The sequence below is a fragment of the Halorubellus litoreus genome (assembly GCF_037081675.1).
In the GTDB taxonomy this organism is placed as follows: domain Archaea; phylum Halobacteriota; class Halobacteria; order Halobacteriales; family Natrialbaceae; genus Halorubellus; species Halorubellus litoreus.
The window spans coordinates 714,958-734,002 of record NZ_JAZAQL010000002.1 but is presented as its reverse complement, the minus strand read 5'-3'; the positions used below and the strand labels follow the sequence as shown (position 1 = coordinate 734,002).

The following is a 19,045-nucleotide window of genomic DNA, read 5'->3' as shown; positions in this document are numbered from 1 at the left end:
ATGCTGATACGACCCGTCTCATTCGCTCGGGGAGACGGGGATGCGATTCTCTCGCAGAGCGAACGCACGTAGCGAGCGCCGGCTGTCTCGACGACCGCCTCCTCAGAAGACGATCACCGCCGTTTCGTTGCCGGTCGCCTGGGTGGTGGTCTCCGGGACCGACGTCTCGTTACCCGGAACCTCGGTCACCGGCGTCGTCGTCTCGTTACCCGGAACCTCGGTCACCGGCGTCGTCGTCTCGGTACCAGGCGTCTCGGTGGGTGGCTCGGTCGTCCCGTTGTCGACCGGTTCGTCCGCACCGGGGAGTTCCACCGTGAACGTGGCGTCCTCCGTCAGGAGGACCTCGAACGGCCTGTCGACCGGTGACGCTTCGGGGTCGAGGTAGCCGAGGGCGAACGCGGTGTACGCGGTCCCGCCCTCCAGGGACGCGTCGACGGTCTCGACGACCTGCCCGTCGTTGTCGGCGGACGCCGCGCGGATCTCGACCGTGTAGTTCCCGGCGGGCACCGACACGTAGTCGGAACCGTTCCGGAACGTCACGTTCTCCGCGAGCACGACACTCCCGTTCGCGGCGGTGACGTCGACCGCGGGCGCGTCCGGCGAGAGGTGCACGACCGAGATGGCGCTCTCGTTCTCGGCGGGCGTGAACGCGTCGTCGGCGTAGAACACGGGCTCGAACGTCGAGCTCGCGTTCTCGCTGACCTCGCCGCTCGCTGCGACGGTCGTCACGGACCGCGGCGACAGCGTCACCGTGTCCTCGAACACCGCGGTCTCGGTGCCGCTCACGAGGATGGAGATGTTGTACGTTCCGGCCGGGAGCGACAGGTAGTCACTGGCGGTCCCGAATTCGACGCCAGAGAGCACCTTCTCGTTGTCGACGACGACGTCGACCGAGGGCGCGTCGGGCGAGGCGTGCACGACGCGCAGGTACGAGGTGTCCTGACTGACAGTGTGTTGGTCCGCCGTCCGGTTCGAGTCGATGGCTGTGGCGTACGCGACGGTACTCCCGACGAGTGCGACCGCGAGTACCAGCGCGAGTACCTTCGTGGATGTGATCTTCGAGCGCACACCTACGTCGCGGGTCGCTCGTCGCTTTGTTATGATGCGGTGTCGAACCGGGCCGGATTCGGGCGGTTGACGTAACACTATGGTACCGATTTCACGTCGTTTCAGGGGTCGAACGCCCGACGAATCGAGCGTCGCCCAGGGTGGTAACCGGACGTCCACCCGCACATCAGCGCCGCTTATCGTGGTGGCGAGCGCGTCACCCGAAGTTACCCGGTGCTGTCGGGCGCGTGACCGGCCACGTCGATGCAGCGGGTAACGTCGTCGTGTCCGCGAACGCGGATGCGAGGTCGTGGCGTTACCGGCACGTAACTGGGTGCTGCAAACGATTCATCCGCGTTCATCCGGACTCGGACGCGAGCGGTGGGTTCGCGGACCGTCAGCGGGCACCGCGACCGCTGGCGTCGAAAGAAGCCGGTGCGAGTCGATGGCGTCGCTATCGAGCGTGGCGTCGAAAGAAAACGGGAATCTGTGGGTCGTCTCCCGGCTTACTCGGCGGACATCGCTTCGCTGACGACGGAGCTGTACGAGGATTCGCCCTGGTTGAACGCGACCTGACGGAACACGCTCCCGTCGAACTCGTCCTCGAACACGCTGGAGAACCGGTTCGAGAGCTGCTGGCCGTAGTCGTTGTTGACGTACAGCGTCGCGGCGCTCTCGGCTTCAAGGCGCTCGCTCGCGACCTGCGCCATGACGCGGCCCTGCAGGCGGTCGGACGGTGCCGTCCGGAAGATGTAGTCGTCGTCCTCGAGGTTCGTGACGGACAGCGCCGTCGAGGACGGCGAGCAGCCGACGACCTGGTTCGGGATGAGGACCTCCTGGCTGACCGGGACGTTCACACCGGAGGACGCGCTCCCGCAGATGTACGGGAACCCGGCGTTGACGAGGGAGTTCGCGGCGGCGACGCCGGACTGGGAGTTCGTCTCCGTGTCCTCGAGTTGCGTCGTGACCTCGAGGTCGATGTCGGCGTTGTTCACCTGGATGGCGGGGAGTTGTGCGGCGTTGATCATGTCCGCGCCCGTGGACGCGAGCGCGCCGGTCTCCGGGAGGAGGATACCGACCATGATCTCGCGGCCCATGCCACCGGGGATCTCGTCGGCGCTCGGGCCGTTCCCGTCGGGGTTCGAGCCCTCGAACTGCTGGACTTCCGCGGTCTCGGTGCCGCCCTCGGTGAACTCCCAGATGGCGTACGCGGCGGACGCCGGGTCACCGTTCTGGTCGAAGTTCACGGAACTGGACGACCCCTGGAAGTTCACGTCCTCGCCGTTCGCGGCGGCTTCGACGCCCTCGACGAAGTTCTCGACGCCGACCTCCATGCCGCCGGGGTTGGCGACGTTCCGCATCTGGTCTCGGATGGCGGTGCCGTCGTTCTCGCCGGCCGCGGCGTTCGCGAGGATACCGACCGCGACGGAGTCGTAGGACTGCGTCGTGAAGACGCCGGGGGATTCGCCGTACTCGTCCTCGTACAGCGACTGGAACGCCTCCTGGTTCGGGCCGCCCGCAGCGGGTGCGGTCCCGGTGATGTTACTCATGTCGTTCCCGACCTGACCCGGCAGGTCGCCGTCGCGGAGCCCGTCGGGGATGAGGATGTTGACGTCGTCGCTGTAGGAACTGTAGAAGTCCCGGAACAGCTGGATGCCGTCTTCGGGGTAGCCGACGACCGTGAGCATGTCGGGGCCACCGCCGCCGCCGCCGCCGAGGCCGCCGATACAGCCCGCGGTGCTTGCGAGTCCAGCTGCGCCGATGCCGCTCAGTACGTCACGTCTTCGCACGTTCCGTGCCATGTGAGTCCCTTACAAAGGCGGGTGTAATAAGTCTGACCCCGGGACCGCCGTTTCGTGGGGTGGTTCCAGTGGCGTTTGGACGGGTAAACCCGGTTGTTCCAGTGGTGAGTAAATAAAACGGTGGCCGACCGGACCTGTTCGACGCCGGTTGGCCGCGACGCCCAGCGCGACCGCAGGTTCGAACCGACGACCCTCCAGCTAGACGTCGAGGCAGTTGTCGCAGACGAGCTGTCCGTTCCGGTCGGTGAGCGTGTCGCTGAGCGACCCACAGACCTCGCAGATGCTCTGCGGGTCGTACGTGGCGTCCTCGGCGGGCTGACTCCGGTCGTCAGCGACGGGCATGCCGCCGTTCTCGACGAGGTCGCCCGCGGTCGGTTCGTCGTTCCTGGGTGCGGTCGCCGAGCGCGCCGAGAGGACGTCGTCCGCGGCGAGCACTCCGAAGAGTTCGTCGCCCGCGGTGACGACGAGATGCCGGATGGTCTCGGTCCCCATGCGTTCGGCGGCGAGCGCGAGGGACTCCTCGGCGTCGATCGTGACGACCGGGTCGCTCATCACGACGCTCACCTCGGTGTTCATCGGGTCGCCGTCCTCGGCGATGAGGCCGACGACGTCGCGTTCTGTGACGATGCCGACGGGTTCCGAGCCCCGGAGGACGACCGCACAACTGGCGTCGTCCTCGTACATGAGTTTCGCGGCGCCGTTCACGGAGTCGGTCTCCGTGACGCCGACGAAGTTCCTGGCTGCAACGTCGCGAATCGACACGTCCGCATTCATACGTGAGTGATTGGCACGGCCGTTCTAAAAGGTACCTCCAGCAGACTTAAGCCCGTTCCAACTGTTACGGGGCGGCGCCGGTGGCGCCGTGAAACCGGCCGGCGCGATGCCGGTTCGAGCGACGCCGGTTCGAGCGACACCGGTGGCGCAGGCCGTTCGATGCGAACGGTCGACCGCATCACGCGGCGAACGGTCGACCGCATCACGCGGCGAGGCCGTCTCCCTAGTGGAACTCGACAGTCGTGTTGCGGGCGCGACAGTCCTCGAGCGCGTGCTTCGCGTCCATCCCCGCCTCGTGCGCGGTTCGGTCCGAACTGACGCCGACCTGCAGTTCGACGTCCGCGTCCGCCTGCACGTGCTCGATAGCCGCTCGATACTCGCTCTCGGTGAGTTCCGGGACGGTCGCGATGACGTTGTCCCCGCCGACGAAGAACGCGAGCCCGTCGTACTCGGTGTAGAGGTGCCGCATGAGCGACGCGTACCCCTGCTCGATGTGCGTGAACGTCTCGAACGCGTCGAGTTCGTCCGTGTACTTGCCGGTGGCGTCCACCACGTCGAAGTGCGCGATGTGGACGTCGTCCTCGCGCCGATGCTCGCTCGCTATCGTCCGGCCAGCGAGCACCTCGCGTCGGGACTTGTCCTGCGCGCTCCCGTGGTCCTGCACGAGTTCGGTCGCGTCGACGAGCGCCTGCGCGGGCGTCGTCCCCGTCGCCGTCGCCACGCTCAACGTCACCGGGTACCGGTTCCGCACGGACTCCTGGATGAGTTCGAGGTCTGCGTCCTCGAGCCCGTTCGTCACCGCGACCATGTTGTCGAAGCGCGTGAAGAAGACGTACCCGCCGCGGTTCCCGACGAGCTGGGAGAGGTCCGCGTACAGGCGGGATTGCAGCGTCTGGAGGTCGACCTCGCGGCGCGGTTCGGGCGTCACCGTCCAGGGACCGTAGTTGTCTATCTGGAAGAGAGTGACCTGAGTGTTCGTCACGTTACCGGCTCGTAGCGGAGCCGACGGCTTAAGTCACCCTAAACGCGATGCCGCGGGTTAGCCGTCGAACGGCGAGCGCTGCTGGCGACGTCATCGAACGGACTGGGGGGAGAAGGCGATTCGGCGTCTCAGGCGGGCTTGTAGTTGGATTCGCCGGCCTTCGGTTGGTACTCCCAGAAGTCGCCCGAGCGCATCGCTCGCCCGATGGTCTTGTGGAAGTCGACGATGTCGTCGAACTCGCCCTTGTCGACGTGCTCGAAGATGTCGGCGACGCTGACGACGCGACGGTGGTTGAGGCGCACGGGTTCGTCGCCGTGTTCGTCGACGAAGTCGGCTGCTTTCAGCGGGAAGTCCTCGTCCTCGTCGAGTCGCTTCGCGAGGATCGCCATCCCGTACTTCCGCATGCCCTCGCTGCCTTCGTCTCCGTCGGGGTCGAACGGCCAGTCGGTCATACGAGAGCGTCCGGATGGAAGGCGCAAAAGGGTTTCTCTCCCCGACGACGCCGTCGACTGGAACGGAACCTAGCGGGTTTGGCCGGTGACTTGGGCATCGGACGTTCGAAGAATCGAGTAGGAATGTCCGAATCCGTCTCTCCCGCCAGTGGTCACGGGAACGCGACGACGAACCACGAGACGATACGGCGATGGGCCGAGCAACGGAACGCGGAGCCGGCGCGCGCTGGCGCGGGCGCCGAGGACGTCCTCCGGTTCTCGTTCCCGGATTCGGACCGGTTCAGGGTCGTCTCGTGGACGGAGTTCTTCGCGGCGTTCGAACGCGAGGGACTGGCGTTCGTGTACCAGCCAGAGGAGGACCCCGGCGTCGATTCGAGTCGCTTCTACAAGTTCGTCGACCGCGCCACCGTGTGAACGGCCGCCATCGGGTCGGTCGACGCGGGGTCGTCCGGCGTGGTCGAACGAGTTCCGTCCTCGGGGTCGTTCCTGCACGTAAGGCTGTCGACGGTGAGGTTCCCGTCCTCGACGGCGAGCGTGATGCGTTCGATGTGCTCGTCGCAGGTTACGACCCCCCACGCGTCCAGTTGGATGGTACCGTTGAGGCTGACGGAGAACAACGCGGTCTGCATCGGTTCGATGGCGTTGTACCCCGTTTTCGTGGCGATCGTGGTCTGGTAGTTGAGGGTGTGGTTTGCTTTCGGTTTGCCGAGGTCATCGAGGGCAGGGCTGGCGTTGCGCAGCACGATACGCTCTCTGGGAACGTCGACGGACGTCCTCGTTTCGTTGTCGTAGTAGAGCCTGACGTTCTCGACGGGTTCGTCGTACAGCCCGACGACGAACTTGGCGCGGTCGGCACGTTCCCTTCGATGACGAGGTCGGTCGACTCGTTCCAGTCGTCCCTGTAGTCCGGTGTGGTCGGTTCGTACCGTGTCGAACTGGGGGCCGTGAGGCACCCGGCGAGTGCGACGATGGCCGCGAGCGCGAGCGCGATGCGAAACACGTGGAGGACGGTCACGTACGGGGCATTAGACGTACTCATTAAAACCTTGACTAAAACGCGGTGACTGGCGGTCGATAGCGCGGGCGTGTCGGGCGGGTTCGAACGTGCAGTCGACCTGCTGAGCGGGCAGGCCAGCGATGACCGACCTCGGTCCGCGACAGGCGACCGTGGGCCGAGGTCAGTTGCTGCACGCGAGCCCGCCGACGGTAACCGTCCGCCCGGTCGCGTCGAGCGTGACGCGGTCGACGTGACCGTCGCAGTTCGCGACGCCCCACGCGGCGACCTGGTCGCTGCCGTCGACGCGCACGACGAACACGACGGTCTCCATCGGCGCGATCTCGTTCGCGCTCGCGGTGAACGCGGGCGGTCCCTCGAAGTAGACGCCGCCGTCGTCCTCGGGCGTCGCGACGCTCCGCAAGCCGTCGGGGGCCGAGCCCTGGACGAGACCCTGTTCGGTCGGGAGTTCGAACTCGCGCGTGGTGCCGTTCGCGTACTCGAGGGTGACCGACTCGGGACGCTCGGTGTAGAGGTGCGTGGCGACGTAGACGCTGTGCGTCGAGTTCCCGGTCATCTCGACGGTGAAGGACTCGTTCCCGGGTGGCGCGTTCGGCCCTGAACTGGGCGAGTCGAGACAGCCGGCGAGGCCGACGGCGAGCGCGAGCGCGACCGCGAGCGCGAGGACGTGTCGAGCGTGCATGCTCTGGAGTACGACGGCGAGCAAGAAAAAGCGGGGTTGACGCGTGCTGGCGTGGTGCTCGCGGACGCCTGAGCGCCGGTTCGATCGCGTAGTCCCGGGTCAGTCGTCGCCGCTGGCGCGCGGGCGTTCGCGGTCGCGGTCGCCGAGCAGTTCGTCGCGGTGCTCGTCGAGGAGTGGGGCGCGGCCTCGGGGACCGGTGGGGGCGTCGCCGAACTTGATCGGGCAGCCGGCGACGGTGACGTCGCGGTCCGCACCGGGTTGTTCGACGTCGGCGAGCATCCCGCGGTCGTGGACGTGCGGGTCGTCGAAGATGTCGGCGGTGTCCTGGACGGGTGCGGCGGGGACGCGGCCGTCGAGCAGGTCGACGATGCCGTCGGCGCTGAGGGTGCGCGTCCACTCGGCTATCTGCGGGCGGAGGTCGTCGCGGGCGCGGATCCGGCTGGGCGCGTCGGGGTAGTCGGCGGCGAGGTCGGGGCGGTCCATCGCCTCGCAGAGCTCGCGCCAGTGACCGTCGCTGAACGCGGCGATGACGACGTAGCCGTCGTCGGCCTCAAAGGCGTTGTACGGGAACAGCGTCGGGTGGCTGTTGCCCTGTCGCGTGAGGACGTCGTCGTCGTACGAGTAGTGGTAGACGGCGCGCTCGCACATCGACACCATCGCGTCGTACATGCCGGTGTCCACGTAGCTGCCTTCGCCGGTTCGCTCGCGCCGGTGGACGGCGGCGAGGATGCCGACGGCTTCGAGGACGGCGGTGAAGAGGTCGCCGATGCCGGGCCCGACCTTCGTCGGTGGCCCGTCCGCCTGGCCGGTTATCTCCATGACGCCACCGAGTGCCTGTGCGACGAGGTCGAAGCTCGGCTGGCCCTGTCTGTGGCTCTCGCCCGTGCGGGGGTCGCCGAACCCGCGGATGCTCGCGTAGATGAGCTCCGGGTTCAGCTCCTTGAGGTCCTCGTACGCGCACCCGAGGCGCTCCATGGTGCCGGCGCGGTAGTTCTCGACGACGACGTCCGCGGACTCGACGAGGTAGCGGAAGTCCTCGCGGTCGTCGTCGTCGCCGAGGTCGAGTTCGACGCTGCGCTTCCCGCGGTTGACGCTCTGGAAGTAGCCGCCGTAGGGTTCGTCGTCGGCGTCGCCGACGTGCGGGGGGTTCGAGCGGATGAGGTCGCCGCCGGGGCGTTCGACCTTGACGACGTCCGCGCCGAGGTCAGCGAGCAGCATCGTGCAGTACGGGCCGGCGAGTACCTGCGTGAGGTCGACGACGCGGAGGTCCGAGAGCGGGCCCTCGTTGCCGGGCGCGGGTTCGTCGCCGGTGCGCGTCGCGCCGGTCCCCGTGGTGGGGTCGGCGTCGTCGCCGCCGGTGTGGCTGTCGGCGCGGTTCGATGCCGGCTCGTCGCCGGCGTCGCGTCCTGGCATGGGGCGTTCGTGGACGCCGTCACGCAAAAACCTTCCCAATAGATAATGATGGTGTGGTTTATTCTCAAACGCACCCTTCAACGTGTATAAGGAATATTATCATGATAGACCATTATCTTTAACTATTGTTCATACAACTTTGGAGCTACATGGCCGCGACAGTCACTCTCGGTGTCATCGGGTCCGACGCGCACGTCGTCGGTATCACCATCCTCGAACAGGCCCTCTCCGCAGCAGGGTTCGAGGTTCACAATCTCGGCGTCCAGACCTCCCAGGAGGAGTTCGCCGAGTCCGCAGCTACCCACGACGCCGACGCTGTACTCGTCTCCTCGCTCTACGGGCACGCGGAGCAGGACTGCCGCGGCTTCCACGAGACCCTACAGGAAGCGGGCGTCGACACCGTCACGTACATCGGCGGGAACCTCGCAGTCGGCCAGAGCGACTTCGAGGAGACCCGACGCACGTTCCGCGACATGGGTTTCGACCGCGTCTTCGACAGCGAAACCAGTCCCGAGGAAGCGATCCGCGCCCTCGAGATGGACTGCGCGCACAGCGAGCGCGATACAGAACGCGTCACCGCCTGACCCGATGTTACGCGACGAACGCATCCCGGCCGAGCAGTTGCGACGCATCGACGAGGACGTCCGCGGGAACTGGTCGACAGGCGCAGCCGTCGACTTCGAGGAAGCCGTCGAGTTCCACGAGTCCCTGCCCGCGAGCAAGCGGTTCGCCGACGTCCTCGAGAACGCCGACCGCCCGCTCCTCCAGCCGCGAGCTGGCGTCGCGCGTCTCGAAGAACAGATATCGCTCCTGGAGCACCTCCAGAACGAAGGGCAGGCGGACCTCCTGCCGACGACCATCGACTCGTACACGCGCGACAACCAATACGAGAAGGCTCAGACCGGGCTGGAGGAGGCGCGCGAGACCGGGAAGGCCGCGCTGAACGGATTCCCGGCGGTGAATCACGGCGTCGAGCGCTGCCGCGAACTCGTCGAAGCGCTCGACGCGCCCATCGAGGTCCGGCACGGGACGCCCGACGCGCGACTGCTCGCCGCCATCACGTTCGCGGGCGGCTTCCAGAGCTTCGAGGGCGGCCCCATCAGCTACAACATCCCCTACTGCAAGGAGAACTCGCTCGCGGACACCATCGAGCACTGGCAGTTCGTCGACCGGCTCGCGGGCGCGTACACCGAACGCGGCATCACCATCAACCGCGAGCCGTTCGGTCCCCTGACGGGCACGCTCGTCCCGCCGAGCATCGCCATCGCGGTGATGCTCGTCGAGGGCAAGCTCGCTGCGACACAGGGCGTGCGCTCGCTGACGCTCGGGTACGGACAGGTCGGGAACCTCGTCCAGGACGTCGCCGCGCTCCGCGCGCTCAAGAAGCTCGGGAACGAGTACCTCCCCGACGCGGTCGAGGTGACGACGGTCTTCCACGAGTGGATGGGCGGGTTCCCGCCGGACGAGGCGCGCGCGAACGGCGTCATCGGCCTCGGTGGGACGACCGCCGCGATCGCGCAGCCGGACAAGGTCATCACGAAGTCGCCCCAGGAGTTCCAGGGCGTCCCGACGAAGGAGGCGAACGCCGCGGGCTTGCGGACGACCCGGCAGATGCTGGACATGGTCCGCGAGCAAGCCATCACCCTGGAGGGCGTCGACGAGGAGCAGGAGCTCATCGAGCGCACCGCGATGGAGCTCGTCGACACCGTCGAAGCGCACGGCGACGGCGACGTCGCACTCGGCGTCGTCGACGCGTTCGCGAGCGGGGCGCTCGACGTGCCGTTCGCGCCGAGCGACGCCGCGATGGGCGCGGTCCTCCCCGCGAGGGACGACGACGGCCGCGTCCGCATCTTCGAGTTCGCGGAGCTCGACGTCAGCGACGACATCAAGGAGATACACGGGAACTTCCTCGACGAGCGCGCACGCACCGAGGGCCGCAAGCGCTCGTTCAAGATGGTCGCCGACGACGTCGACGCCATCAGCGACGGCCGCCTCATCGGTCGCCCGAACCCTGGAGAGGGCAGGCAGGGAGGCGAGGACGCCGGCGCGCCGAAGGGAGGTGAGTCGCGTGCGGATTGAGCGCGTCCGCGCCGTCCCCACGGTGTCGGGGTTCTTCTTCGACGACCAGCGCGCCATCAAGGCGGGCGCGACCCAGGACGGGTTCGCGTACGACGGCGACCCCGTCACCGAGGGGTTCGACGCGGTCCGCGAGGCCGGCGAAGCGCTCACGGTCGAACTCGACCTGAGCGACGGCCGTACCGTCTCCGGGGACTGCTGTGCGGTCCAGTACTCCGGCGCCGGCGGTCGCGACCCGCTCTTCCGCGCCGAGCGCTACGAGCCGGTCGTCGAGGACCGCGTCGCCGAGGCTCTGGAGGGCCGGTCGGCGACCGAGTTCGGGACGAACGTCGCCGAACTCGCCGCGATGCCGGGCGAGGACGGCCGCGAGCAACTCCACACGGCGGTCCGGTACGGCGTCTCGCAGGCGTTACTCGCCGCGGCGGCGCACGGGAACGGTGAGACGCGAGCGCGAACGCTCGCCGACCACCTCGGGACGACGCCCGCGACAGAGCCAGTTCCGGTGTTCGGGCAGTCCGGCGACGACCGGTACGTGAACGCCGAGAAGATGATGATCAAGGGCGTCCCCGTCCTCCCCCACGGGCTGTTCAACAGCGTCGAGAAACTGGGGGGCGAGGGCGAGGGACTCCGCGAGTACGTCGCGTGGCTCACCGAACGCGCGAGCGAACTCGGTCCCCCAGACTATCGGCCGCGACTCCACCTCGACGTGTACGGTGTCATCGGCGACGTCTTCGGCGCACCGTACGACCGCGCCGAGGTCGTCGACTACTTCCAGTCGCTCGCCGAGGCGGCGGGCGAGCACCCGATACAGATAGAGGGCCCGATGGACGTCGGCGGGCGCGCCGAACAGATCCACGCGATGACCGAACTCCGGGACGCACTCGGCGACGCCGGCGTCGACGTCGACCTAGTCGCCGACGAGTGGTGCAACACGTTCGAGGACGTCCAGGCGTTCGTCGACGCGGGCGCCGCGGACGTCGTCCAGGTGAAGACCCCGGACCTCGGCGGCATCCAGCGCTCCGGGGAGGCGGTCAGGTACTGCGAGGGTACGGACGTCCGCGCGTACCTCGGCGGGACGTGCAACGAGACCGTCACGAGCGCCCGAGCCTGCGCGCACGTTGCGCTCGCGACGGACGCGTTCCAGGTGCTCGCGAAACCCGGGATGGGGTTCGACGAGGGCTACATGGTCGTCGAGAACGAGATGCGGCGCGCGCTCGCTCGCGACGACGCCGACCGGACGACGCGAGCGGTCGCGGACGATTGAAGCAGCCAGTTATCGATTCCAGCACATGACACGCGATCTCGACCTTACCGACTCCAGCACATGACAGGCGACTACGACTTCAGTGACGGCGAGACGTTCCGCGCGGCACTCGACCGCGTCGAGACCAGGGAGAAGGGGAACTGCTTCGAGGACTTCGCGGAGGGCGACGAACTCGAGCACGAGCCCGGGCTGACGCTGACGCGGCACGCGAGCGAGACGTGGGCGGGCCAGACGCTCAACCACGACCCCGCGTACTGGCGGCCCGACGCCGCCCGCGAGCGTGGGTTCGACGAAGTCCCTGCGCATCCGGACTACCTCACCGCGGCGGTGATGGGGCCGACCGTGGAGGACCTCTCCGAGAAGGGCGGGTACTTCCTCGGCCGCACGAACCTCCGCTTCCACGAGCACGGCGTTCCGCTCGGGACGACGCTCCAGGTGCGGTCGACGGTCGACTCGACGGCGACGTCGTCCTCGCGACCGGACTATGGCATCGTAACGTGGCAGACCGAGGGCGTGGACGCCGAGACGGGCGAGCGCTTGCTGTCCTACGAGCGCACGAACATGATCCCCCGCCGGAACCCGCCCGCGACCGACGGCGGCGAGCACGAGTCGCTCGACGACGTCGAACCCGACGGTGGCGAGACCATGGACCTCGGGCTCCCGGGGACGTTCGTCGAACCCGAGGGCGAGTACTTCGAGGACTTCGCCGCCGCGCTCGCGACGACCGAAGACAGGCACGGGGGCGACGCGGCGGTCGCGTACCGCCACGAACGCGGCCGGACGATGGACGCCGTCACCGTCTCCCAGTTACCGCTGATGACGCTGAACACGGCGAAGCAGCACCACGACGCGGCCGTCATGGCGGACTCGCCGTCGGGCGACCTCGTCGCGTACGGCGACGTCACGCGTTCCACGGCGCTCGGGCACGCCCGGAGCGACGAGGCGACGTGGCGCGAGGTCGGGTTCGACGACGAGCGCTTCCACACGTTCGTCACGCCCGGCGACACCGTGTACTGCTTCACGCACGTCCGCGACGCTCGCGACGACGGCGACCGGTACGGCACCGTCGAGTTCGAGCACGTCGCGTTCAACCAGGACGACACCCCCGTGTACTCGGGGACGCGGACCGCACAGATACAGAAGCGCTCGACGACGAACGCAGGCAACTGACTCCAGATGAGAATCGCACGCACCTTCCAGACCGCACCGGCCGCCGTCCCCAAGGAGAACACGGCGAAGTACCTCGACTCCGCGCTCGCCTCGGAGGGCTTCTCGGCCCCCGACTGGCTCGTCCCCGACCTCGAAGACGGCACCGCGCCCGACATGAAGGCGGAGGGATTGGAGAACACCATCGACCGGCTCGACGGCGGCGTCGAGTTCTCCGGGGAGATCTGGCCGCGCGTCCAGTGGGCGTACGACGACGCCGGCCTCCGTGACCGCGGCGAGGAGGAGGTCCGGACCCTCTTCGAAGCCGTCGGCGACGAGCTCACCGGCGTGGTCGTCCCGAAGGTCGGCCGGGTCGCGGACGTCGAGCGAGCGATCGACGTCGTCGAACGCGCGGAGGAGGCCGCGGGCCTCCCCGGAGGCTCGATGGAGCTTTCGGTCATCGTCGAGACTGCCGCGGCGCGCTCTGACCTCCGGGACATCGCGATGCTCGGGAACGAGGACGCCCACGGTGGCGGTCGCCTCGCGGGCCTCGTCTTCGGGCCCGTCGACTACACCGCGGAACTCGGCGGGCGCGCCATCGACGGCGACCGCCCGCGCTGGGACGGCCTCCTGGAGGCGCTCTCGAACGAGGCGAGCGCGAACGACGTCGTCGCCATCGGCGGCCCGTTCGACAAGCTCTTCGAGGAACGCGCCGGCGTCACGTACTACAACGCTCCCGCCTACGCGGACCAGGTCGAGCGCGAGGCCGCGGTCGGCCTCGACGGCTCCTGGAGCCTCTACCCGAAGCAGACCGTCCAGGCGAACCGCATCCACATGCCGACGCCCACCGAACTGGAGCGCGACGTCTCGAAGATAGAGCGCTTCAACGACGCGAAAGCCGAAGGCACCGGTGCGGTGACGGTCGACGGCCAGATGGTCGACGAGGCGACGTTCAAGAACTTCGCGAACACCGTCGAGACCGTCCGCACCATCCACGCGCGGCACCCCGACCAGACCCGCGACGTCTACGACGAAGCGCTCGTCGACCGGGCGCTCGACCTCGACACCGACTGGCAGCGATAATCGATCGACGCCGACATCGACAGTCGTCTCGCGTCACTGTCGCGACGGCCTTCAGCGTTCGTCCTCGTCGCTCCGGCCGTTCCGGTGCGGTCGAACGCGGCCACCGGGAGGGTCGGCGTGGATGCGTCGGCGTTCCTGCTTCTCCTTGAACCACTTCTGGCGGACGCGTTCCTCCTGCGCGCGCTCGTCGAGGCGCCGTCGGATGTGGTTGGCGTCCTGCCGTAATCTGGGGATGACGGCGTGTTCGAGGGCCCTGACGCGTCGCTGCGTGGTCTCGATGACGTCCACGAGCAGCAAAGCGGCCGTCTCCAGTTCCGCGAACGCAACGAGTTGCTCGACGAGCGCCTCGTACGCGTCCACGAGCTCGTCGACGACCGGGCTCGTTCCGAGCAACCCGTACCCGTGATGCGCGAGGTCGGTGCGCACGCCGGTGGCCTCGAACTGCGGGAGCGCCACCCCCAGGAAGGGTTTTCGAGACGTCGTTATCTCGGGGTGGACGCTCCGAGCACGCACGAGCCCGTCGATGACGACTTCTCCTTCGGTCGCGCGAATGCGGTCGAACAGCGACTGGGCGCGCTCGAACCGCGTCCGCAGTTCGCGTTGCGCGTCCTGGTACTCGTCGAGGAGGTCGACGAACTCGAGCACGAGCCCGTCGCGCTTGCGTTCCAGGACGTGATGACCGCGCTCTGCGAGTTCGATACGGTCCTCGATGACGTGGAGGTTGTGTCGCGTCGGCGTCACCGTCCGAGTCCGCATCTGTTCGAACGGCTTGACGTCCTCACGACGTATCGTTATGGCGGGCGTTCTCGAAGCCCCACAGGCTGGAAGGGAGCTACTTCTGGATGCGGTCGAGGAACTCGAGCCAGGAGCGATGGGACTCGACGTGTCGCTCGTGGCGGTCCGCCTCGAGGCTGCGGTCGCTGAGGTCGGCGAGCGCGGCGAGCGCGCGGTCGAGACCGACGATGCTGTCCGCGAGCGCTGTTCCCTCCTCGACGCTCAGGTCGGCGCTCGCGAGCCGGTCCCGTCGACGGTCGCGTTCGGCGCGGAGGCGGTCGCGTACGTCCTGCACGCGACTACGTTCCGCTGGCGTGAGCGTCCGCTGGTTGCGCGTCGCGACCACGAACTCGCGGAGCGCGACGTCGGTGCCGTCGACCGTGACGGACGCGGGAACTCGCGAGCCGACGGTCGCGGTCCCGCGGTCGACGCGCCGGAGGAGCGCGTGGCGCTCCGCGTCGTCGAGCGAGTTACGCGCCATACCTGTCGTTCGGCCGGCGAACGCAAGTGTCTTGCCCGCGTCAGGCGGTCCCCTCGTCCTCGGATTCGTACGCGAGTTCCGCGTGCTCGACGAGCGTGTCGAGCAGGCCGTCCCGGAGGGCGTCGAGGCGCTCGCGGAGCGCCCGTACGCGGTCGTCGTCGCTCGCCGCGGGGTCCGGGTGATCGTCCGCGATCGTCGTCACCTTCGACTGCAAGCGGAGGTACTCCTGGAGCGCGTCGTCGTAGTTCGAGCGCAGGAGCTCGCGTCGAACGATCGTTCGGAGTTCGTCGCGAGCGATCGGTTTGCAGACGTACTGCTCGAAGTCCATGTCGACGATATCGTAGCCGGGGTCGAGCGCGGTCACCATCACGACGCGCCCGTCGTACCCGCGGTCGCGGAGTCGCTCCAGGACCTCGTCGCCGTGCAGTCCCGGCATCCGACGGTCGAGGAGGACGACGTCGACCGTCGCGTCGACGACGTCGAGCGCCGCCTCGCCGCCGTACGCCACCTCGACGTCGTGGTCGTCCGCGAGGAACGTGGCGTACACGTCCGCGACGCGCTCCTCGTCGTCCACCACCACGACGCGACCACCGCCCGAAGCACCCCCAGAAACCATGTGGGTAGGTAACGCGTCGTTAAACAAGTAACTGGCCGTTACCACGTCCACCGGCTCGATTACATCAAACGCGAGGTACTTCGGATTGAAACGCGCGTCGTCCTCCCGGCGAAACGCCAGCATCGGCTGCTCGCGGTCAGCACGGTCCGAAGAACCTAATCGTTCGCTCGGCCAACGCCGGAGGTATGCCTCCGGAAGCCGTACTCTTCGACCTCGACGACACCCTCTACCCGTACCAGCCCTGTAACGACGCGGGGAAGCGCGAAGCGTGGCGGACCGCGCTCGAACTCGGATACGACCTCGACCGCGACGCGTTCGAGACGCTCTACCAGGAAGGCCGCCGGGAGACCAAACGCGAACTCGCCGGCACCGCGAGCGCGCACGAACGCTTCCTGTACTTCAAGCGCGCCATCCAGATCCACACGGGAACGCACAAGTCCGAGCACGCGCTCGAACTCGGCGAAGCGTACTGGGACGCGTACGTCCACGAGATGGAGATCTACGACCACGTCGAACCCGTGTTCCGCGAACTCCAGGCGGCCGACGTCGACGTCGGCATCGTCACGAACCTCACGACCCGCATCCAACTGAAGAAGATACACCACCTCGGCATCGAACCGTACGTCGACCTCCTCCTGACGAGCGAGGAGACCGGGCGCGAGAAACCCAGTAGCGTGATGTTCACCGACCCGCTCGCCCAGCTCGACACGCGCCCGAGCGACGCCGCGTTCGTCGGCGACAACCCGACTGCCGACATCGAGGGCGGGAACGCCGTCGGCCTCGAAACCGTCCTCTTCGACCCGCGGCGCGAACACGACGACCTCCGCGGCCGCATGCAGCCAGACCATCAGGTTCACGACTTCGCGGCCGTAACCGAGGTGCTGCTATGACACACGACGCTATCCGCGACGCCGTCGTCGAACACGCCCCCGAACTCGCCGCGCTCACTCCCGGCCGCACCGGGAACCTCTCCGTGCGCGACGGCGACGCGTTCGCCATCACGCCAACGGGCGTCCCCTACGACAGCTTCGACACCGCAGACGTCCCACTCGTCTCCCTCGACGGCGAGCACCTCGACGGCGCCATGGACCCCAGCAGCGAGGTCCCCATGCACCGACACATCTACCGGTTCGACGAACCCGGCGCCATCGTCCACACGCACTCGCCGTACGCCACCACGCTCGCCACGCTCCACGAAGAACTCCCCCCCATCCACTACATGATCGTCGCCGTCGGCAAACGCGTCCCCGTCGCCGAGTACGCACCCTACGGCACCGAAGCCCTCGCGAAGAACGCCGTCGACGCCATGCGCGAGGCCCAATCGACTGCAACGATAATCGAGAACCACGGCCTCGTCGTCACCGGCCCCGACCTCCCCACCGCCATCGAGAACACCGTCCACGTCGAATCACTCTGCGAACTCTACCTCCGCGCCAAAGCCATCGGCAGCACCCCCCACGAACTCACCGACGACCAACTCGACGTCGTCCTCGAAAAGTTCGAGAGCTACGGACAGAGCGACGACTGACGAAGAGCGTCGACGCGCACTAATCCTCCGCACCCCCACTCACCACGCCCGAACCAACCTCGTCGCCAGCGAGTTGGGTTTCGTCGACTCGAGGCTCGTCGATGTAGACCGGTTCCGAATCGTCGCCGCCAACAGCCGGCTCGACTGAGCCGACGTGGTCAAGAGCTGGCGGCCGATATTCGTAGAGGTACCCGTCGTGCACGACGTAGAACACCGCTTCGTGCGGCGACTCCACGACACCGTTGTCGGTGTCGATGGCGAAGTCCACGAGCGACCCGAGCGACGCGGCCTCCGCTCTCGGCAACTCGAAGGCCTGCTCGGGGAGGTGGATTTCAGAGATCCACTCGTCGAACTCCTTCCGATCCTCGAGGTAGGTGATTCGGTCTTCTTCGACCGCGGACAGCCGGATTCGGTCGTGATGGTCCGCGGTGACGACCAGTCCAAAGCCGACCATTCCGAGGAACAACAGTAGTGGACCACCGCCTGCCCGCAGGGCGCCATATTCCTGTTCTCGCGTGACGGTCCTCGTATCCTCGAATGATTGGGTCTCTGGGCCGCTACCGGTCACGTCGTACGCCTCCCGTCGAAAGTCCAGTGACAGGTGCTGTTTGTGACTGGATTCGACGGGCTCACCGTTGACTCGCCCAACCGTGCGGACAGTCGCAACAAGGACGATTCGCGTCTCCCGCGAAGGTTTCCCTATCGCTTCCTCGATGTCTTCCGCTCGCATTGAGACCGCTGTCGCGTTGAACGAGAACGGAACAGACACGTGTTCGCCCGGTTGGAGCGACGACTTTCCGTCACGTCCCAGCGTGCGGTTCTTGCTCCAGAGAACGGTCAGGTTGTCCTCCATCCTGTCTTGACGGACTCCTTGCATCACTAGCTCAAGCTGGACGGTTCGGTTCACCGTTCCACTGTCACTCGCCCTATACGAGGAGACGAATCTCCCCTCGAATCTGGGTGCCACGCGAGCGAGGTACGTCGAGCGGTTCGTGAGGTTCGCTCCAATCGGATAGAGCGCGTTCTCCTCGGTCACGATTGCCCGGTGTTCGAACGTCCCCGTCGTCTCCCATTCGGAAGCAGTTCGCTCCACCGTCTCCGTTCCCGGAGCGATGTGTGTCGTCGCCGTCACCCACCCTCCGATCGCAATCACGACGACGAGTACGCCAAGGACCAACATCAGGTTCGCGTCCAGAAAGGCTCTCAGTCGAAGTGTGGAATCGCTCATCCTTCGCCCAATCGAGCAGACCAGAGTTAGTTATACGACCGTTGCGCCGCAGGAAACGGTCATTGCGGACTTTCACGCGCGAGACAACTCGATTGTAATCACCTGGATGTCGAGCGTTCAGTGTCAGTCGACGTGCCTGGTCAGGATCTGGTCGAGTTCGGTGCGGTCCATCGAGCAACAGATACGCGATCTCACATGCCTCGCAATCAGCCCCTCGAGAGAACGCAGCAGGCCAACAGCAATCGTTCTATGACTCGATCGAAAAGACACGTTCCACTGCTCGAGCTAGCGTCCAAACCTCCTGGACGGTGTATAACTTTACGGGTGCTCGTCCGTCCATGCACCGAGGACTCGAATAATGAAGCGAATCACCCAACTTCCGAGGAGACCACTCCTGAGCGACGAACTCGTGGCCCTCGACGACCGCCTCGTCAGTGCGGTTCCGTACGGCGGAATCACAGACAACGATGAGGTTCGATTTTACGCAATCAAGATCGCGACAACAACGGGAGCTCATGCACTCGGTTACGACGACGCAGAAGGCCACTGGCAGCACCTCGCTTCGACGGATAGCACCGATCTCGACGCCGCCGATTCGCAGCTCGACGTCGTCCTCGATGACTGGGTGCAGTCGACGTATACCCGTCAGTTCGATGTGGTGAAAGCTCTCTGAGAGACGGCC

At 67.0% G+C, this 19,045-nt stretch carries 21 protein-coding genes; 9 read left to right on the top strand and 12 right to left on the bottom strand.

What is annotated here, in order from left to right:
- Positions 1-102: 102 nt before the first annotated feature.
- From VYJ16_RS10920 to VYJ16_RS10900, 5 genes are all read right to left on the bottom strand, one after another.
- Positions 103-1,068, bottom strand: a complete 966-nt coding sequence (locus VYJ16_RS10920) for a DUF4397 domain-containing protein (RefSeq protein ID WP_336350336.1) — start codon at positions 1,066-1,068, stop codon at positions 103-105.
- 485 nt (positions 1,069-1,553) lie between these two features.
- Positions 1,554-2,849 carry an ABC transporter substrate-binding protein gene (locus VYJ16_RS10915; protein WP_379762246.1) on the bottom strand — a complete coding sequence of 432 codons (1,296 nt, stop codon included), beginning with the start codon at positions 2,847-2,849 and terminating at the stop codon, positions 1,554-1,556.
- A 198-nt stretch (positions 2,850-3,047) separates the two neighbouring features.
- Entirely contained in the window at positions 3,048-3,623 is a 576-nt protein-coding gene (locus tag VYJ16_RS10910) for a CBS domain-containing protein (protein ID WP_336350334.1), read from the bottom strand.
- Positions 3,624-3,846: 223 nt separating this feature from the next.
- Positions 3,847-4,605 (bottom strand): GTP cyclohydrolase III, encoded by a 759-nt coding sequence (locus tag VYJ16_RS10905; RefSeq protein WP_336350333.1) that lies wholly within the window; start codon positions 4,603-4,605, stop codon positions 3,847-3,849.
- A 128-nt stretch (positions 4,606-4,733) separates the two neighbouring features.
- On the bottom strand, positions 4,734-5,057 hold the full coding sequence (locus tag VYJ16_RS10900) for a DUF5785 family protein (protein ID WP_336350332.1): 324 nt from the start codon (positions 5,055-5,057) through the stop codon (positions 4,734-4,736).
- A 123-nt stretch (positions 5,058-5,180) separates the two neighbouring features.
- On the opposite strand from VYJ16_RS10900, the gene VYJ16_RS10895 reads away from it, so the two are divergent.
- Positions 5,181-5,471: a hypothetical protein gene (locus VYJ16_RS10895; RefSeq protein WP_336350331.1), complete on the top strand. Its 291-nt coding sequence runs from the start codon at positions 5,181-5,183 to the stop codon at positions 5,469-5,471.
- On the opposite strand, the gene VYJ16_RS10890 is transcribed toward VYJ16_RS10895, so the two are convergent.
- The 3 genes from VYJ16_RS10890 to mct all read right to left on the bottom strand — a co-directional run bounded on the left by VYJ16_RS10890 (position 5,441) and on the right by mct (position 8,167).
- Positions 5,441-5,800 carry a hypothetical protein gene (locus tag VYJ16_RS10890; protein WP_336350330.1) on the bottom strand — a complete coding sequence of 120 codons (360 nt, stop codon included), beginning with the start codon at positions 5,798-5,800 and terminating at the stop codon, positions 5,441-5,443. The two genes, VYJ16_RS10895 and VYJ16_RS10890, sit on opposite strands and share 31 nt — an antisense overlap.
- A 435-nt stretch (positions 5,801-6,235) precedes the next feature.
- Positions 6,236-6,754 carry a hypothetical protein gene (locus VYJ16_RS10885; protein ID WP_336350329.1) on the bottom strand — a complete coding sequence of 173 codons (519 nt, stop codon included), beginning with the start codon at positions 6,752-6,754 and terminating at the stop codon, positions 6,236-6,238.
- 99 nt (positions 6,755-6,853) lie between these two features.
- Positions 6,854-8,167 (bottom strand): succinyl-CoA:mesaconate CoA-transferase, encoded by a 1,314-nt coding sequence (mct, locus tag VYJ16_RS10880; protein WP_336350328.1) that lies wholly within the window; start codon positions 8,165-8,167, stop codon positions 6,854-6,856.
- Between the two features lie 149 nt (positions 8,168-8,316).
- On the opposite strand from mct, the gene glmS reads away from it, so the two are divergent.
- From glmS to citE, 5 genes are read left to right on the top strand one after another with little or no spacing between them, the layout of a single operon-like run.
- Positions 8,317-8,751 (top strand): methylaspartate mutase subunit S, encoded by a 435-nt coding sequence (gene glmS / locus VYJ16_RS10875; protein WP_336350327.1) that lies wholly within the window; start codon positions 8,317-8,319, stop codon positions 8,749-8,751.
- A 4-nt stretch (positions 8,752-8,755) separates the two neighbouring features.
- Positions 8,756-10,246: a methylaspartate mutase subunit E gene (locus tag VYJ16_RS10870; protein WP_336350326.1), complete on the top strand. Its 1,491-nt coding sequence runs from the start codon at positions 8,756-8,758 to the stop codon at positions 10,244-10,246.
- Positions 10,236-11,507 (top strand): methylaspartate ammonia-lyase, encoded by a 1,272-nt coding sequence (locus VYJ16_RS10865; RefSeq protein ID WP_336350325.1) that lies wholly within the window; start codon positions 10,236-10,238, stop codon positions 11,505-11,507. The genes VYJ16_RS10870 and VYJ16_RS10865 overlap by 11 nt, the downstream gene beginning before the upstream one ends.
- A gap of 60 nt (positions 11,508-11,567) precedes the next feature.
- Positions 11,568-12,677 carry a 2-methylfumaryl-CoA hydratase gene (mch, locus tag VYJ16_RS10860; protein WP_336350324.1) on the top strand — a complete coding sequence of 370 codons (1,110 nt, stop codon included), beginning with the start codon at positions 11,568-11,570 and terminating at the stop codon, positions 12,675-12,677.
- A gap of 6 nt (positions 12,678-12,683) precedes the next feature.
- Positions 12,684-13,736 (top strand): L-malyl-CoA/beta-methylmalyl-CoA lyase, encoded by a 1,053-nt coding sequence (citE, locus tag VYJ16_RS10855; protein ID WP_336350323.1) that lies wholly within the window; start codon positions 12,684-12,686, stop codon positions 13,734-13,736.
- A 51-nt stretch (positions 13,737-13,787) separates the two neighbouring features.
- Here citE and VYJ16_RS10850 read toward each other — a convergent pair whose 3' ends face one another.
- From VYJ16_RS10850 to VYJ16_RS10840, 3 genes are all read right to left on the bottom strand, one after another.
- Complete coding sequence (locus tag VYJ16_RS10850) at positions 13,788-14,492, bottom strand: V-type ATP synthase subunit D (protein ID WP_336350322.1); 705 nt, start codon at positions 14,490-14,492, stop codon at positions 13,788-13,790.
- Positions 14,493-14,568: 76 nt separating this feature from the next.
- Positions 14,569-14,991 (bottom strand): DUF5788 family protein, encoded by a 423-nt coding sequence (locus tag VYJ16_RS10845; protein WP_336350321.1) that lies wholly within the window; start codon positions 14,989-14,991, stop codon positions 14,569-14,571.
- A gap of 40 nt (positions 14,992-15,031) precedes the next feature.
- The gene (locus tag VYJ16_RS10840; protein ID WP_336350320.1) at positions 15,032-15,607 is read right to left on the bottom strand and encodes a response regulator; all 576 of its coding nucleotides are present in this window, start codon (positions 15,605-15,607) and stop codon (positions 15,032-15,034) included.
- Between the two features lie 185 nt (positions 15,608-15,792).
- Here VYJ16_RS10840 and VYJ16_RS10835 point away from each other — a divergent pair, with 185 nt between their 5' ends.
- Both VYJ16_RS10835 and VYJ16_RS10830 read left to right on the top strand, forming a co-directional pair.
- Positions 15,793-16,497 (top strand): HAD family hydrolase, encoded by a 705-nt coding sequence (locus tag VYJ16_RS10835; RefSeq protein ID WP_336350319.1) that lies wholly within the window; start codon positions 15,793-15,795, stop codon positions 16,495-16,497.
- The gene (locus VYJ16_RS10830) at positions 16,494-17,135 is read left to right on the top strand and encodes a class II aldolase/adducin family protein (RefSeq protein ID WP_336350318.1); all 642 of its coding nucleotides are present in this window, start codon (positions 16,494-16,496) and stop codon (positions 17,133-17,135) included. The genes VYJ16_RS10835 and VYJ16_RS10830 overlap by 4 nt, the downstream gene beginning before the upstream one ends.
- A 19-nt stretch (positions 17,136-17,154) precedes the next feature.
- On the opposite strand, the gene VYJ16_RS10825 is transcribed toward VYJ16_RS10830, so the two are convergent.
- Entirely contained in the window at positions 17,155-18,363 is a 1,209-nt protein-coding gene (locus tag VYJ16_RS10825; protein ID WP_336350317.1) for a DUF5305 family protein, read from the bottom strand.
- A gap of 358 nt (positions 18,364-18,721) precedes the next feature.
- Here VYJ16_RS10825 and VYJ16_RS10820 point away from each other — a divergent pair, with 358 nt between their 5' ends.
- Positions 18,722-19,036 (top strand): DUF7964 domain-containing protein, encoded by a 315-nt coding sequence (locus tag VYJ16_RS10820; RefSeq protein WP_336350316.1) that lies wholly within the window; start codon positions 18,722-18,724, stop codon positions 19,034-19,036.
- Positions 19,037-19,045 lie beyond the last annotated feature (9 nt).

Excerpts from the sequence above, each read along its gene's own strand:
- VYJ16_RS10895 (WP_336350331.1), top strand. The coding sequence starts at position 5,181 with ATGTCCGAATCCGTCTCTCCCGCCAGTGGTCACGGGAACGCGACGACG.
- VYJ16_RS10870 (WP_336350326.1), top strand. The coding sequence starts at position 8,756 with ATGTTACGCGACGAACGCATCCCGGCCGAGCAGTTGCGACGCATCGAC.
- VYJ16_RS10850 (WP_336350322.1), bottom strand. The coding sequence starts at position 14,492 with ATGCGGACTCGGACGGTGACGCCGACGCGACACAACCTCCACGTCATC.
- VYJ16_RS10845 (WP_336350321.1), bottom strand. The coding sequence starts at position 14,991 with ATGGCGCGTAACTCGCTCGACGACGCGGAGCGCCACGCGCTCCTCCGG.
- VYJ16_RS10830 (WP_336350318.1), top strand. The coding sequence starts at position 16,494 with ATGACACACGACGCTATCCGCGACGCCGTCGTCGAACACGCCCCCGAA.
- citE (WP_336350323.1), top strand. The coding sequence starts at position 12,684 with ATGAGAATCGCACGCACCTTCCAGACCGCACCGGCCGCCGTCCCCAAG.
- VYJ16_RS10900 (WP_336350332.1), bottom strand. The coding sequence starts at position 5,057 with ATGACCGACTGGCCGTTCGACCCCGACGGAGACGAAGGCAGCGAGGGC.
- VYJ16_RS10910 (WP_336350334.1), bottom strand. The coding sequence starts at position 3,623 with ATGAATGCGGACGTGTCGATTCGCGACGTTGCAGCCAGGAACTTCGTC.
- mch (WP_336350324.1), top strand. The coding sequence starts at position 11,568 with ATGACAGGCGACTACGACTTCAGTGACGGCGAGACGTTCCGCGCGGCA.
- VYJ16_RS10825 (WP_336350317.1), bottom strand. The coding sequence starts at position 18,363 with ATGAGCGATTCCACACTTCGACTGAGAGCCTTTCTGGACGCGAACCTG.
- VYJ16_RS10820 (WP_336350316.1), top strand. The coding sequence starts at position 18,722 with ATGAAGCGAATCACCCAACTTCCGAGGAGACCACTCCTGAGCGACGAA.
- VYJ16_RS10885 (WP_336350329.1), bottom strand. The coding sequence starts at position 6,754 with ATGCACGCTCGACACGTCCTCGCGCTCGCGGTCGCGCTCGCGCTCGCC.
- VYJ16_RS10840 (WP_336350320.1), bottom strand. The coding sequence starts at position 15,607 with ATGGTTTCTGGGGGTGCTTCGGGCGGTGGTCGCGTCGTGGTGGTGGAC.
- VYJ16_RS10915 (WP_379762246.1), bottom strand. The coding sequence starts at position 2,849 with ATGGCACGGAACGTGCGAAGACGTGACGTACTGAGCGGCATCGGCGCA.
- glmS (WP_336350327.1), top strand. The coding sequence starts at position 8,317 with ATGGCCGCGACAGTCACTCTCGGTGTCATCGGGTCCGACGCGCACGTC.
- mct (WP_336350328.1), bottom strand. The coding sequence starts at position 8,167 with ATGCCAGGACGCGACGCCGGCGACGAGCCGGCATCGAACCGCGCCGAC.
- VYJ16_RS10835 (WP_336350319.1), top strand. The coding sequence starts at position 15,793 with ATGCCTCCGGAAGCCGTACTCTTCGACCTCGACGACACCCTCTACCCG.